Source organism: Algoriphagus ratkowskyi, assembly GCF_002150505.1.
In the GTDB taxonomy this organism is placed as follows: domain Bacteria; phylum Bacteroidota; class Bacteroidia; order Cytophagales; family Cyclobacteriaceae; genus Algoriphagus; species Algoriphagus ratkowskyi.
The window spans coordinates 99,278-115,747 of record NZ_MSSV01000017.1; the positions used below are offsets into that span (position 1 = coordinate 99,278).

9 protein-coding genes are annotated in these 16,470 nt (G+C 40.7%); all 9 read left to right on the top strand.

Going from position 1 to position 16,470, the window contains the following annotated elements:
- Positions 1 to 53 precede the first annotated feature (53 nt).
- The 9 genes from BVH02_RS16705 to BVH02_RS16745 all read left to right on the top strand — a co-directional run bounded on the left by BVH02_RS16705 (position 54) and on the right by BVH02_RS16745 (position 16,458).
- The gene (locus BVH02_RS16705; protein WP_223271892.1) at positions 54 to 1,949 is read left to right on the top strand and encodes a glycoside hydrolase family 97 protein; all 1,896 of its coding nucleotides are present in this window, start codon (positions 54 to 56) and stop codon (positions 1,947 to 1,949) included.
- A 31-nt stretch (positions 1,950 to 1,980) separates the two neighbouring features.
- Positions 1,981 to 3,243, top strand: a complete 1,263-nt coding sequence (locus BVH02_RS16710) for a DUF6786 family protein (RefSeq protein ID WP_205635749.1) — start codon at positions 1,981 to 1,983, stop codon at positions 3,241 to 3,243.
- A gap of 13 nt (positions 3,244 to 3,256) precedes the next feature.
- Complete coding sequence (locus BVH02_RS16715) at positions 3,257 to 4,255, top strand: family 43 glycosylhydrolase (RefSeq protein ID WP_158093905.1); 999 nt, start codon at positions 3,257 to 3,259, stop codon at positions 4,253 to 4,255.
- 248 nt (positions 4,256 to 4,503) lie between these two features.
- Complete coding sequence (locus tag BVH02_RS16720) at positions 4,504 to 6,006, top strand: sialate O-acetylesterase (protein ID WP_086502612.1); 1,503 nt, start codon at positions 4,504 to 4,506, stop codon at positions 6,004 to 6,006.
- A 654-nt stretch (positions 6,007 to 6,660) separates the two neighbouring features.
- Positions 6,661 to 9,720 carry a SusC/RagA family TonB-linked outer membrane protein gene (locus BVH02_RS16725; RefSeq protein WP_086502613.1) on the top strand — a complete coding sequence of 1,020 codons (3,060 nt, stop codon included), beginning with the start codon at positions 6,661 to 6,663 and terminating at the stop codon, positions 9,718 to 9,720.
- A gap of 17 nt (positions 9,721 to 9,737) precedes the next feature.
- Positions 9,738 to 11,252 (top strand): RagB/SusD family nutrient uptake outer membrane protein, encoded by a 1,515-nt coding sequence (locus BVH02_RS16730; RefSeq protein WP_086502614.1) that lies wholly within the window; start codon positions 9,738 to 9,740, stop codon positions 11,250 to 11,252.
- Between the two features lie 213 nt (positions 11,253 to 11,465).
- Positions 11,466 to 13,073 carry a sulfatase family protein gene (locus BVH02_RS16735; protein ID WP_158093906.1) on the top strand — a complete coding sequence of 536 codons (1,608 nt, stop codon included), beginning with the start codon at positions 11,466 to 11,468 and terminating at the stop codon, positions 13,071 to 13,073.
- Between the two features lie 35 nt (positions 13,074 to 13,108).
- Complete coding sequence (locus tag BVH02_RS16740) at positions 13,109 to 14,788, top strand: sulfatase (protein ID WP_086502616.1); 1,680 nt, start codon at positions 13,109 to 13,111, stop codon at positions 14,786 to 14,788.
- 50 nt (positions 14,789 to 14,838) lie between these two features.
- The gene (locus BVH02_RS16745; RefSeq protein WP_223271891.1) at positions 14,839 to 16,458 is read left to right on the top strand and encodes a sialate O-acetylesterase; all 1,620 of its coding nucleotides are present in this window, start codon (positions 14,839 to 14,841) and stop codon (positions 16,456 to 16,458) included.
- The last annotated feature ends 12 nt before the right edge of the window (positions 16,459 to 16,470 follow it).

Sequence of the window (16,470 nt, forward strand, 5' to 3'; positions counted from 1 at the left end):
TTAGTTAAATCAGAGGAGAATATAAAAGAGAAAGAGAAGCCAATATGTATAAAATGATCAGGATTGAATTGAGCTTAATCTTATTTTTCTTTATGCTTTTCAATGTCGCAAATGCACAAAGCCTTTTCATAGTAAGTTCTCCTGATGGAAATCTACAAGTGCAACTTTCAGAAGTGGGAGAGGCAGTGAACTATCAAGTGTTTTGGAATGGGGAAGCAATTGTCAATTCCTCTGAAATATCAATCTTACCCGGCACTGCATCTAAAATCCAAGGTTCGACTACCAGCACGAAAAATGAAACGTGGAAACCAGTCTGGGGCCAGTTTAGTGAAATCACCGACCATTACAATGAACTGACTTTGGACATAGCTTTGGGAGAAGCTTCGGCTAAATTAATTGCACGAGTGTATGATCATGGACTTGGCTTCAGGTACGAACTGATGGGACTTAAAGCTGGCGCTGAGGCTAACTTGTATTGTGAATATAACTTGGATGGCAATGATTCCCTCTATTTTCCTTCAGGTGAAAATCCTCCAGTTGGACCTTTGGCAATCAATGAATTGGCAGCGTCAGATGAAACACCTAAGCTACGCATGCCTATAGTAGTGGAGACCAAAAAGCCCTACCTGTCTATCTTAGAATCTGATCTGTTTTCAGCGCCAGCGTTTGATGTAATAAGCTTATCTTATGATCAAAATAGGTCTGCAATTGTCTCTTCCAACACAGCTCAAGTGGCAGAAGAAAAATTAATATCTCCATGGAGAGTTATTTTGGTAAATGAGCAAATAGGTGACTTGGTTACCAACACCGTTACACTCAACCTCGCTGCTCCCAATCAAATTGAAGACCCTTCTTGGATCAAACCTGGAAAAACGATGTGGGATTGGCGGGTTCATGGGTATACTGCTCCGGATGGTTTCACCTATGGAATCAATACCGAAAGCTATATGCGTTTTATTGATTTTGCCGCAGACATGGGCATAGAGTATTTCCTAATAGATGATTCCTGGTATAAGAAGGTAACTCCGGCAAATTTTGAATTATCAGAAAAACTGGATCTTCAGAAAGTGATCGATTATGCCGCAGAGAAAGATGTGGAGTTGATGCTTTATTACGATAGAAGACATGGGGAATATGGTGATGAGGAGCTGTTTGAGTATTATAAATCCCTAGGAATGAAGGGAATCAAATATGGCTTTATGGGACAAAATGTTCCCTTTAGCAGAGATGCAATTGCTTCCAGTGCGAAGAGCCAACTCCTCATTGATTTCCATGATAGTCCGGTGCCTTTTACGGGTATAGAAAGAACTTATGCGAATGCCATCACGAAGGAATATTGCCATGCACAGCAGGATTCACGAAAGGCATTTACTCCAGAGACTTTTATAAAAATGGCTTTGATTAACGCCATTCAAGGTCCTTTGGATATGAACAATGGGAATTTTGATCTCTCTGGAATCAATCGGGGAGATCGGGAGAAAGGACCAAAGATCACTGATTCTTATGTTTCCACCGTGGTTTCAGAAGCTGCAAGAACGTTGATCATCCACAGTGGTTTGGTGTGTATTCCTGATGCTCCTGAAGAGTATCTGGAGAAGGCAGACTTGTTTGAGTTTATCCAAAAGCAGCCAGTAGGCAAATGGGATGAAAGCATGATACTAGACGCCAAGATGGGCGAGTACATTACCACTGCGAGAAGGCAGGGTGATAGTTGGTTTATTGGGTCAGTACATGATCAGCAGGGTGGTACACTGGATATAGCTCTTGATTTCCTTCAGCCAGGAAAGGAATATCAAGTCACCTACTATGAAGACACCGATGAGACGCACGGGAAAACTAATCCCGAGGCCTATCAGGTAAGGTCTGGTGAGGTGAAAAAAGGCGACATAGTCCATGCTAAAATGGCTCCGGGCGGGGGACATTGTATGTGGATAAGAGCGGTAGAATAAGCATGGAAATGAGACTTAAAACAGCAAATACATGGTGAGGAGTAGCGTAAGAAAAAGTTTGTTAATTCTGGGAGCAGTTGTCTTTTTGGCAGGGTGTAGGCAAAAGAAAACAACAGATCAGGAATTGGCAAGCTCTGACTCAAAAGGTTATTCCAGCTACGATGACGAAGTTTCATTTTTGAAGGAATTTGTAGAGTTGACAGAGCTTACGGATCCAAGTGGAAAATCAAAAATAGCAGTTTCAGCTGCGCTGCAAGGGCGCGTGATGACCAGTACTGCTTTGGGAGAAAATGGGCGAAGCTACGGTTGGATCAATCGAGAACTTTTTAGCTCAGGAGATACCTCGGAGCATTTTAATGCTTATGGTGGAGAAGAGCGGTTTTGGCTAGGACCAGAAGGTGGGCAGTTTTCTGTGTTTTTCAAAAATGGAGATGATTTCAATTTGGACAATTGGTACACGCCTCGCTTAATTGATTTGGAGAAATTTGAAATCAAAGAACAAGGCGCTTCAAGTGTGGTTTTTACCAAAGAAGCGACATTAACCAACTACTCAGGTTTTCAATTTGAGCTGGAAATTGAAAGGAAAGTAGAGGTATTATCCCCTGCGCAGGTTTTTATGCAATTAGGTATTGAATCAATTTCTGGAATCAATACAGTAGCTTATCAAACGACTAACACACTTAAAAATATGGGATCGAAAGACTGGGAGAAGGAGACCGGACTTTTGTCCATTTGGCTATTGGGAATGTTTAATCCCTCACCATCTACCACGATTGTCATTCCTTTTCACCCTGGGTCAGAAGCAGATTTGGGAATCCCTGTTAACGACAACTACTTTGGCAAAGTCCCACATGAACGCCTAATCTTGAAAGACAGCGTGCTGTACTTCTCTGCAGATGGTACTTTACGAAGCAAAATCGGTTTATCACCTGCCCGCGCAAAAAACATTCTCGGTTCATACGATGCGACTAATCGTATTTTGACCATACTCCAATACAATCAACCTCAAGGTGTCCAAGACTATGTCAACTCCATGTGGGAAATTCAAGCATCTCCATTCACTGGAGATGTGATTAATTCTTATAACGATGGTCCTGCCGAACCGGGAAAGAAACCTATGGGGCCATTCTATGAGCTAGAAACTTCTTCACCAGCTCTTGCTTTGAAATCTGGTCAAGAAGGTTCACACATCCAACTGACATGCCATTTTGAAGGCGATGAAGAGGATTTGGATAGGATATTAAAGCAAATTTTGGGCGTTTCGATTGATGAAATTTCTAAAGCTTTTAATTAGAAAATACTATACTATGAAAGGAAGTTTTGTCTGGATTATTTTAGCTTTTATTACTGCGATCGCTTGCCAACCTAAAGTGAATCAAGTGTCAGAATTAGCTACGGCTGAGCCAAGAATTCAGTTTACCTATCAGGATATTACTGGAATAGGGAAGGATTCCTTTTACAATAGACGAGATAATAGTGATGTGATCAAAGTAGGGGACAAATATTATGTCTGGTACACCCGAATGGATAGTCCAGTGACGGCTGGATATTGGGGAACCATCTGGTATGCTACTTCTGAGGATGAGGGATATACCTGGACTGAGCAAAGCATGGCTTTGGGACTGGGGGACGAAGATTCATTCGATGGACATTCAGTTTTTACTCCAAATATTTTGGTACATGAAGGCAAATACTATCTCTACTATACGGGTGTAAAACTGACTCCTGGGAATGCCAATAAGGAGTTTGAGAACAATTCTACGACTGACATTACTGCTATTGGATTAGCTGTGTCAGATAGTCCTGATGGACCTTTCGAACGGATGAATTCTGAGCCTGTGTTGGAAGTATCTGCTGATTCAGCGGCTTTTGATAGCTTCAGAATTGATGATGCAAGCCTATTGCTGAAAGGAGGAAAGACATGGCTTTACTACAAAGGCAGATGCATTTTGGATGGTAAACAAGGGCCGAGCCGCACGAAAATGAGCGTAGCCTTCGCTGACAATCCTGAAGGTCCTTTTACTAAACATGATGGCCCTTTATTGGATAAAAGCCATGAAGTTCTGATTTGGATGAAAGATGGGGGAGTAGCATCCTTAGCATCGATCAGTTCCACTATCATCTTTGCTGTTGACGGACTTCAATTTTCTGTATTGCAGGACAGTAAAAGTAATCTTCCCCAAGCTCCGGGACTTTACCGTCCAGATTTAGAGGATGGAAACAAGGCTGGTGAGACACCTGGTTGGGGAATAGCTATGCGCTCGAAAAAGGGAGAAGCCTATTTGGTACGTTTTGAAATGAAATGAGAGAAGAAATTAGCACATATCAAGACTTATGATCTGTTATAGCCTGTGTATTTCAATCCAGGCAAAGCTGACTTCAGGCAGGTGATGTGATCGTCTCCTATGGAACAACTAGGATAAGAGATTTTGAGAATTTGCAGGTTATCATCAAAAAAACAAATGGTAAAAAGAACTGACTATTGGAGTGATCCATAATCAAGAGATAGTAGAGCTGACTATTGAGTTGTGAGTTGTCATAAAAACCCCGAAAAATGAAGTTTCGAAAACACCTGATTTTATTTGCGTTCCTAATTAACAGTCTTGCAATTGCTACTGCTTTTTGCCAGGAATTGACTTTTACTGAGGCTCCGGAAAACTATCGCCTGTATGCAAGAAATCAGAACGATAGTGCTGAGGTGCGATATACAGGGAAAGTAACCAAGGGAGAGGATGTGAGCAGTCTAACACTGAAAGTCTATAAGGACGACGTGCTGCATGAAATTCAAGAAGTGCCACTAATTGATAAAGCTTTTTCGATTACTTCTAAAATATATGCAGGTCTTCATCAGTTTCGTTTTGAACTTTTTACTCTAGAAGGCCAGAAAGAAAGCATGTATATGGTAGCTGACAATGTGGTTTGCGGTGATGCTTACATCATTACCGGACAATCCAATTCCCACCCAAGTAGTACTTTGTCTACCTATAGCAGTCCATTCGCCAGAAGTTTTGGCGTCAAAACAGGTTATGAACCCTATAGTGAAGAAGATAAAAACGTGCGTTGGGGAAGTGCAACCGGAAATTGTCCCGGACTGGAAAAGGAAGTTGGAGGTTGGTTTATCAAGAATCCTCATGGCGTTGGAGTTTGGGGAATGGAGCTAGCCAGATTGATCATAGAAAAACATCAGGTACCTGTATGCATTATCAATGGCGGCAGCGGTTCCTCTTCCATCGAGGAAAATATGCTTTATCCTGAACTACCTTCATTGGAAACCAGTTTCGGTCGCCTTGCCTATCGGGTTAACCAAGCAGGATTGAAGGATCAGGTGAAAGCTATCTTTTGGCATCAGGGAGAAACTAACACGAATACGGTGGAAGGATATCAGTCCTATCCTGCAAATTTTGATACCTTAAAAAAGGACTGGGAGCGGGTATATACAGGAGTTGAAAAAATCTATCTATTTCAATTGCATCCCGGATGTGGAGCAAAAACGGAAGGATATTATAATGAGCTTCGGGAGATTCAAACCCAACTGGCGGATACCTATGAAAACGTGGAGATTATGTCTACGATGGGAGTGAGTGGTCATGATGGGTGTCACTTTTCTTATCAGGGCTATCTGGAATTTGCCGAGCGCATTTTCCCTTTGGTTTCTCGTGATTTTTATGGAGAGCAGCCTACTTCCGTCATCACTCCGCCCAAATTGCTGAGTGCAAAATATGTGAGTGAAAATGAAGTGGAACTTACATTTGATCAAGTTATCGCTGTAGAAGAAAAGCGGGAAGCCAACGGAAAAATGTACTTTCTAAAGGATCAATTTTTCTTCAAAAAAGAACTGGATAGCGCATTTGTTTCTGCTAAGATTAGCAGTATAAAATCACAGGGAAATAAGTTGATCCTTATATTGGAAAAAGCAGGGTCGTATCCGTTTGTCACGTATTTGCCTGGTAAATTCTATACAGGAACCGACGAGTTCTACGAAGGTCCTTGGCTTACAGGAAGTGCAAATAGTTTGGGAGCTTTGAGTTTCCATCAGCGCCCGATTAATCCTTTTTAAAAGGCCAATCACGGCTAATTTGTTAGGCAGGGGATAGATATAAAAGAGATCTTAAAAATCCGCGGTCTATATTTTTGTATTTAGTTGAAAGTTGAAATAATTATCAGATATAAACTGGATCCTATGATGGGTATTAAGCTGTCTTAGCTAGGTTAGCTTAAATTTTTAGGCGATTTACATGAAATTACATGTGCTTAAGCAGAAAAGGGTAATAGTAAAAAACAAATACTACAGCAGTATACCGTCTTCACTTAGAAAGTGTTTTATGACGGATTTGAAAATTCCAGTATCGTTAATTTATTGTTTGATATGTTAAGACATAGATAATATCTGTTTATAAGTTTAGGTGTAATACAGGTATGTTTACTCTTAGCCTATTCTTATAAGTTTTTATAAACCGCATAAAATTCATAGAGATTAATCAGATCTTGGTTTGTGGATTATATTGTTTAATGATACATACTTCCTAAAATTTTTTAGCTCAAAGATTATATCTCAGTTCAGAATTATTATCTCTAAACTGTTGTGCACAGGTGTGTCTTGTAATTTATTCATATACAGGACAGTAGCTTGATTGGATAATAATACCTTTTACAAAAGATATATTCGATTCAGGCTGTATCTGTTTAGTAATTCAACCCAAAATTTAACCCTATGAAAAAGCACTTTACCCTGCTTACGTTTTTCATGCTGTTAACAGTTTTTGGCCTACAGGCACAAAACAAAGTGATTAGCGGAAAAATAATTGATACGTCAGGTGAAATAATGCCCGGCGTTACCATAATCCAGAAGGGCACTGCCAATGGCACTGCCGCTGATATTGATGGGAAATATTCATTATCAGTTCCTGAAGGAGCTACTCTGGTGTTTTCCTTCATTGGATATTCATCTATTGAAAAGACTATAGGTTCTAGCAACATCATTGATGTAACGATGAAGATAGATGAATCAGAACTTGATGAAATAGTAGTAATTGGATATGGTAGCCAGAAAAAAAGTGATTTGACTGGAGCTGTTGGTTCTGCTTCAGGTGAAAAACTTCAAGAGCGTCCAACCTCGTCTTTACCCCAAGCACTTTCCGGGAAAATTGCCGGTGCAAATGTGTCTCAAAACTCAGGAAAACCAGGAGGGAAAACGCAGATTAGAATTAGAGGTAATACCTCAGTGAGTCTTGACAATAGCCCTCTTTATGTTGTAGATGGGGTTATCCTAGTTTCTACTTCATTGAGCGACAATTCCAGTCCCATTGATTACATCAATTCGAATGATATTCAATCCGTAGAAGTCCTCAAAGATGCATCTGCTACGGCTATTTATGGGTCAAGAGGTGCCAATGGTGTAGTATTGGTTACTACCAAAAGAGGCAGTACTTCTGGGGTGAAAATAGGATATGATTCTTATTATGGTGTAGGGAAAATCGCAAAGAAAGTGGGAGTGCTTAATTCCGAAGAATTTTTAATGATTGAAGATGTAGCCTTTCAAAATGCGGAGAAATACGATGCTGTTGGGTGGGCCAATGGAAAATACAAGGATCCCGCGCTAAAAAGAACTAATCCTCTACTATTTGATGCCGAAGGAAATCCTCTATATGATACAGATTGGCAGGATGAAGTAACTCAATCCGCTTTTTCCCAAAATCATCAGTTGTCTTTCACTGGTGGAAGCGAAGCTGGGAGTTTTGGTGCCTTTTTAGGATATACAGGTGAAGAGGGGATTATGAAAGAATCCTCTCTCGATCGATATTCTGCAAGATTTGTTTTTGATACCAATTACAAGAAGTGGTTTAAAGTAGGAGGGAGTCTAGGATATAATCAGCAGAATGAAAGACTAATTCATGATTCTTGGGTTGGTAGAAATATGATCGAAGCTATTCCAATCATTCCGGTGAAGTATGATGATGGTTCATGGGCAAGTAATTTGGATTATCCTGGCATGGAAGGCGGGCCAAATCCAGTGCAGGTGGGGCAAGAATATCTGAAATACTTAAAAACCAATACAGTTTTAGGTAATGTCTTTGTCAATTTCACCTTAGCTGATGGATTGGAAATGAGGTCCTCCGTTGGTGTCAATTACATTCACCAAAAGACGCAGGAGTATGCAGGAAGAACTCTCAATTTCATTGGTACACCTACGAATGGATATGCACAAATATTTACCAATGAGTTCTTTTCTTGGCAATTTGAAAATTACCTAACGTATAATAAGACTTTCGCAGACATCCATTCCTTTACAGGATTGCTTGGGATTTCATGGCAGCAAACGGATAGATCTAATTATAATGTCCGCGTAAACAATTTCTCAGACGATTTTTTCAGTTTCAATAATTTAGCTGCTGGATCTGTACCTGTTCCCCCTACTTCCAGTGCATCAGTAGAGGGCATAAATTCCTATTTCGGTAGAATTAATTATGGTCTGAAGGATAAATATTTAATGACAGTAACAGGAAGAATTGATGGTTCTTCCAAATTCGGAGAAAACAACAGGTATGCATTTTTTCCTTCGGCAGCTTTAGCATGGAGAGTTTCTGAAGAGGGTTTTCTGTCTGGATCAACTCTAATCTCCAACCTTAAAGTACGTTCAAGTTATGGGGAAACAGGTAACTCAGGTATACCAGCTTACGGTGCACTTGCTGGATTGAGTAGCTCGTATTCATATGTATATGGAGGTTCAGTAGTAAAAGGGATTGGCAAAGGTTCACTCGCAAATCCTGAGCTTAAATGGGAAAGAACAAAACAGATAGATGCTGGATTTGAGCTTGGTCTTTTTAATCAAAGAATCTCTATTGAAGCAGATGTTTATCTTAAAGAAACTACCGATATGCTATTAAATGCTCCCGTGCCCCTAAGTAGTGGGTATGCTACAGTATTTAGAAATATTGGCAGTATGGAAAATAAAGGGTTAGAGCTCTCACTTAATACCGTGAATATTGAAAATGAAAATTTCTCTTGGGAAACCATGTTTAATATCTCCATGAATAAAAATGAGGTAACTGCACTATCAGGAGGTAGTGATATTTTTTCAGGTAATACAATAATACGTGAAGGTGAGCCCGTAGGATCGTTTTGGGGATGGCAACATCTTGGAACTTGGGGCTCTGATGAAGCAGATGAGGCAGCCGTTTATAATTGGCTACCAGGCGACATTAAATTGAGAGATGTCAACGAGGATGGATCTATTAATGATGCTGATAAAGTCATCATCGGAAATGGAATGCCTAAAGGATATGGAAGTTTTATCAATACGATAAACTACAAGAATTTCGAATTTTCATTGGATTTACAATTTACCTACGGTAATGATGTGATGTATCTAACTACACGTCCTCAGGAAAATCGTCAGGGAATTGCGAATAGTCTTAGTACCGTATTGAATGCTTGGACCCTGGATAATCAAGATACGGAAATTGCTCAGTGGAGACCTGTTTCGGCTGGATATGACAACAGGGATACAGATCACATGATCCAAGATGGTTCATTTATCAGAGGAAGAAACATGTTGTTGGCTTATAATTTCTCATCTGCTCTTCTTGATAAAATTCATTTACAAAGATTACGAGTGTATACGTCTTTGCAGAATTTCTTTTTGATAACGAAATACCAGGGATATGATCCAGAAGCTCAAACTTCCAACACGCCGTTTGGACAGGGTGAAGTGAATTTTAATCAATACCCAAGACCAAAAGTAATTATGGTCGGATTGAATGTTTCATTCTAATTTAAAATAAGACACTAATGAAGACTCATATAAATAATAAGTTACAAGTCATACTTTCCGGAACTCTGTTGTTCTTCGGTACAAGTTGTTCTGATTTTCTGGGAGAAACAGATCCTTCAAATATCACCGCAGATAGCTATTACAAGACCGCCGAACATGCTCAATCCGCAGTTACTGCCATCTATTCCAATTTGAAGGATATCAGAGGGGGTTCATATGGGGGAGGGCCTTGGCTGATGGCTGAGTTTGCTACTGGGTTGGCTGATTCAGATTTGGGACAGGCTGATAATAGTAATATCATTAGGAATTTAAATAACAATTCTGATAATGCGTACGGTTTAGCACACTGGAGATCAAACTATGAAGGTATCGCCAATGCAAACTTAGCGATAGCCAAAATTCCTGGTATTCAGATGAATGAAGCGCTGAAGAATAGGTATTTAGGAGAAGCCAAATTTCTGAGAGCACATTATTATTATCAGTTGGTAAGACTGTTTGGAAAGGTTCCTTTAATCTTAGATCCTATAGATTTAGCATCTAAAGATCTTTACCCTACTCAGGCATCAGAAGAGGAGGTATATACACAGATTGTAAAGGATTTGATTGAGGCAGAGGGTGCGGGCTTACCGGCCAAGGATCCTGCCGGTAAAGTTAACTCAGGAGCTGTCAAAACACTTTTATCAAGTGTTTATCTGACCATGGCTGGTTATCCTTTGCAAAAAGGCGCTACTCATTATAAACTGGCAGCGGACAAAGCCAAGGAAGTTATTGACAATGCAGTAACGTATGGCTACAGTTTATTTCCTAGCTATGATGACCTACATAATCCGGCAAAGAAAAATACTGGCGAATATATTTTTATGGTGCAATACAAAACTCTTACAGCACCATCGAACTGGCAGCCTCTCATAATACCATATAACATGAATATCTCTGCATATTCTGACCAGACTGGAGCTATTTATGCTAATCTTGACTTCATTAAATCTTATGAAACAGGTGATAAAAGAACAGAAGAAAAAGCGTTTTATTTTACAGAGTATACCTTGAAAACTGACAGATCCAAAAAAGTTAATTTGGGAGGATATTTTCTCTATAAGCATTTTGATATTCAGGCAAACCTTTTGTCTGCAAGTGCCGATCTCAACTGGTCGCTATATCGCTATGCAGAGCTGTTATTAATATATTCTGAGGCTTCAAATGAAGTTTCAGGACCGACTGCTTTGGGCTATGAGGGATTGAATGCGATTAGAAGCCGAGCTGGGTTAACCGCTCACACAGGGCTTTCTCAAAATGAATTTCGGGAAGCTGTATGGAGAGAGAAGTGGCATGAGCTAAGTTACGAAGCTGTTACTTGGTTTGACATGGTCAGAATCAGAAAGGGGTTCAATGTAAGCAATGGTACCTTTGATGAATTTGTGGGACATAAGTTTGCATACGGCCCAACCTTGTCTGCCAGGGAATTATTATTTCCTATTCCAACAAGCGAAGTGAGAAACAACACTAATCTCATCCAGAATCCTGGTTATTAAAATTCATGTTCAATTTGAATCAACATAAGATTCTAATTCTTTGTGTGAGATTATATAGAACAGTATAGAATGGGTTTTATAGTTTAAAGGGGAGTTGGATGCTACAAAAACAGTAGTACTCAACTTCCTTTTTTTATTGGGGAAGCAATGCTAATGAACATCCTTTATCAAATGAATTATCTTATCAGTAAGTTTAAATTTGTAATTAGTGAAATGAAACAATCTTGGAATATAATTCTTCTCTCACCTGTTTTGTTGGGCATTCTATTTTTCTCCAAATCAGCGAATTCTCAGATAACTTCAAAACCAAATATTATCATCATATACACCGATGATCAAGGGTATGGAGATGTAGGAGCATTAAATCCTGATGCGAAATTCCTGACTCCCAATATGGATAAAATAGCACATGAGGGAGTAATATTCACAGATGGGCATAGCAGTGATGCAGTCTGTACTCCATCGAGATATTCTTTGCTTACCGGAAGGTATAGCTGGAGAACGGATCTCAAAAAAGGTGTGCTTAATGCAGATGGACCAAGTCTCATCGAGGAGGGAAGAATGACCATAGCTTCCTTGCTTCAAGATAATGGTTACAACACAGCGATGATAGGTAAGTGGCATTTGCAGATGGAATTTGCAGGAACGCTGGGCAAAGACAGAGACTGGTCGGCTCCCTTTAAGGATGGTCCAATAGCTCATGGTTTCGATTATTTCTATGGAATACCTGCCTCGATGAACTATGGTATTTTAACTTACTTAGAAAATGACCGAGTGCTTGATCCTCCAGTTTTGTGGACAAAGAAAAAGGATGTCACCGATCCCAGGTCCTTTCAGAATAATGTCAATCCAAATGATTACAGAATGACTCCACCTTATGTAAGCGAGACGGGTGAAGGAGGCGAATGGGTAGAGGTTGCGCCATCATTTAATGATGAGCTAGTATTGGAAACCCTCACTACTCATGCTGTCGATTACATAGATAAAGCGGCGGTAGAGTCAAAGAATGGGAAACCGTTTTTTCTATACTTGCCGCTGACTAGTCCACATTTGCCACATAGCACACATCCAGATTTTCGAGGACTAAGTGAATGTGGTAACTACGGGGATTTTATGCAGGAAACGGATTTTAGGGTAGGGGAAATCCTAGATGCGCTGGATGTTAATGGTATTGCCGACAATACACTGGTGATTTTTTCCTCCGACAATGGAGCAGAAACCAATTATACCTACCACCAAAAAGTATATGATCACTACAGTAATCTAAACTTCAAAGGAGGGAAACGTGATATTTATGAAGGGGGGCATCGTGTTCCTTTCCTAATGCGTTGGCCGGACAAAATCAAGCCAGGAAGCCGGGTTGATATTGCAGTTAGCCAAACTGACTACCTTGCTACTGTTGCAGCTATTGTAGGAGTGACGCTTCCAGATAATGCGGGGGAAGACAGTTACGATCTTTTACCCCTGATGATGGGTGAAAATTCAAATCCTGAATTTAGAGGTGCTGTCATTCATCATTCCGTTACAGGGCACTTTGCTATTCGTGATGGTAAATGGAAGTTAAATATGCTGAGAGGTTCTGGTGGTTCATTGCAGCCTGTTTTTGTGGAAACCAAATCAGGAGATCCTATTTATGAACTCTATAATATGGAAGTTGATCCAGAAGAGACGAGAAATCTATTTGATCAGTATCCTGAGATAGTTAAACAACTCACTGCCAAGATCACTGAAATCATTTCCAACGGACGTTCTACTCCGGGGGCTCCTCAGGATTTTGTTAAGTCGGACTGGCCTCAATTGACTTGGATGAAGGTGGAGTGAATTTGAAGTAGTTAATTGAGTAAAAAAACAAACACATGACAGTTCATAATAGGCTAATAAGCTCTTTATCTATTTTTGCGGTAACACTATTAATCAGTTCTGGAATTCCGTCCTTTGATGCTGGTCGCAGGTTGTCGGAACAAGATGATTCTGAGCAGATCAATGGTCCTTTAGTGTCCTATTCTGAAGGAGAGGAAGATTCAAAGCCAAACATTCTTTTTATCCTGGTGGATGATTTGGGCTATTCGGATTTGAGTTATACAGGAAGTGAATATTATGAAACCCCAAACATAGATAGGATTGCTCGCGAAGGCACTGTCTTTACCAATGGCTATGCGGCCGCTCCTGTTTGCAGCCCATCGCGTGCCAGTATCATGACCGGAAAAACTCCTGCCCGACATGATATTACTGTTCATATTGGTTCTCCCTCGGGTGTAGCCTGGCGAACAAGAAATCGATTCAGTAAACTTCTTCCTGCAGATTACACGCATAATTTGCCAGCAGAATACATTACCATGCCGGAAGCTTTACGGGAGGTTGGCTACAAAACATTTTTTGCAGGAAAATGGCATTTGGGCGATGAGGGTTCCTGGCCAGAGGATCATGGTTTTGATTTCAATATCGGTGGCTGGACTTCGGGAGGACCCAATGGAGGCTATTTTGATCCCTACAACAACCCGAATTTACCAAATAGAACTCCAGGTGAAAACCTATCGCATAGGCTCGCAGACGAAACGGTGAAGTTTATGACTGAAAATAATCCTGCGAAAACGGGAAAACCTTTCTTCGCATTCTTGTCATTTTATGCGGTTCATTCCGCCATTCAAACTAGTCAAGAAAAATGGAAGAAATATCGGGATAAAGCCGAGCAAATGGGCTTATCAGAAACGGGATACAGCATGGGTAAATACTTGCCAATCCGTCAAGTGCAGGACAATCCAATCTATGCTGGACTGGTAGAGCAAATGGATGAAGCAGTAGGTGAAGTGTTGAGAGCTTTGAATGAGTTGGGACTGGATGAAAATACAATCGTTGTATTTACCTCGGATAATGGTGGAGTTGCTGCTGGAGATAACTTTTCGACGAGCAATAAGCCATTGCGTGCGGGCAAAGGATATCAGTATGAAGGTGGGATCAGAGAACCTTATTTCATTAAAATTCCAGGTCTTTCCAAACCAGGAGAGCAAGTCGATTTCCCTGTTTCAGGAATAGATTTCTATCCTACATTATTGGACTTGGCTGGAGCAGAACTTCTGCCTAAGGAGCACAATGATGGTATTAGTCTTCTGCCTTTGATGAAGGGAGAGGCGCTGGCTGAGCGTCCACTTTTTTGGCATTTTCCTCATTATGGTAATCAGGGCGGAGAGCCGTCATCCATTATCCGAAGAGGAGATTGGAAACTTATTCACTATTACGAAGACGGAAGAAAAGAACTATATAACCTTGCCAAGGATATAAGTGAAACCACTGATTTGGCAGCAAAATATCCTCAGAGAGTGCAAGAAATGGGGAAGGAATTGTTTGATTACCTGACAAAAGTTGGTGCCAAATATCCAGTTCCTGATCCGGAATACAGCGAAGCAAAGGAGAAGGAATACCTTCATAAAGTTGAGTTTGAAAATATGCCAGCTTTGGAAAAACAGCGGTTAGAAATGCTTTCAAATGAGTTTGATCCTGGTAACAAGTGGTGGGGAAGCATGGTGACCCGGGATTAATTCGAAGTACTTTAAGACGTAAGGAAAATTAAAAACTAATATGACTAAGAATGAGTAGAAATGGAAATAGGGATTCGGGAATGTTAATTAGCTCATTTGTCTCTGAAATTCACTCAGGTTTTCTCATGCAAACAAAACTTACCCGCTTCAAAAAAGCAGGTTTAGTCTTCTGCCTATTTATTTTCACGGCTTTTTTTACCATCGCCCAGCAAGTATTAAAACCCGCTAATATTTTTTCAGATCATATGGTTTTGCAACGGGAACAGCCTGTTCCTGTTTGGGGAGTAGCCACGCCCAGTGAAGAAATCACAGTCGGATTTGCCGGGCAAATTAAAAGTGTAATCGCTGACAAATCCGGTAAATGGATGGTAAAACTAGATCCCTTGACGACTTCTACAGTGGGTAGGGAAATGCTTATCACTGGGAAAAGCAAGATAGTCCTATCGGATATTTTGGTCGGTGAGGTATGGATTTGCTCTGGTCAATCAAATATGCAATTTCCTGTAGCGGCTGTTCCAGAGGTGAAGGGATTAATTCCTTTTATGAAAAACATTAGAAGTTTTGAGGTGGGACGAACTGTATCTCTTGAAGAAAGTGAAGACGTCATAGGGGAATGGAGTACAGAACACCCTTCAAGCGCTGTAGCTTTTGGCTTTGCTTATTTTCTAGAAGAGCTTTCGGATATCCCTGTGGGAATCATTCACAGTTCCTGGGGTAGTTCTTCTTTGGAGGCATGGATGCCGAGGAATATGGGGTCTGAACTTCCGTATTTTAAAGAAATAATGGATGAGTTTGATGGGGACAAAGCTACTCAGGAAAGGATTGCTCAAATTCTGGAAAGCCCAACCAAGTGGTCAAATCAAGATGATATTTTTCTTAGACGTCAACCGAATATTCTTTACAATGCTATGATAAAGCCGCTTGTTCCTTTTGCCAACAGAGGGTTGGTGTGGTATCAAGGTGAGCGAAATACGCGATACTTATCTGGAGTGCCTGAGGTGACGGAAGAAAACTGGTTTCATCGGGTGGCTGGAATGAAAGAGTATGGAAGCGTACTCAAAGAATGGATGCTGCGCTACAGAGAGGAGTGGCAAAATGATGAAATGAACTTGCTGGTGGTGATGCTTCCAGGCTATGGAAAAGGAACTGAGAAAAAAACAGATATTGATCCGGAAGATCCTACGGAGGAATCCTGGGCTTGGATTCGGGAGTCACAGTTACAGGTGTTGGACTTGCCTTATACTGCTGTTGCCAATACGATAGACTTAGGCGATAAGACTAACATTCACCCTACGGATAAACTTCCTGTAGGGCAACGGTTGGCCTTGCTGGCAGCTGTAAATACATTAGGGGGTGATAGGCTGGTTACGGGGCCAATGATGCTTGATGTACAAGAAAAAGGAAGTGAATTAGTCGTACACTTCAGTAATGCTAAGGGGCTAAAAACCTCTGACGGCAAAGCCCCATCTGGCTTTTGGCTTGCCGACGAAGCAGGTGACTGGAAGCGGGCGGAGGCCAGATTGGAAGGAGAAAGTATTGTATTAAGTTCTGAGGGAATTTCACAACCTAAGTACATACGTTATGCATTTGCAGGTATGCCAAAGGTAAATCTGGTCAACGAATTAGAATTGCCTGCCTATCCATTCCGAACAGATTCCTTTGAACATTGAGGTAAAGCAGGG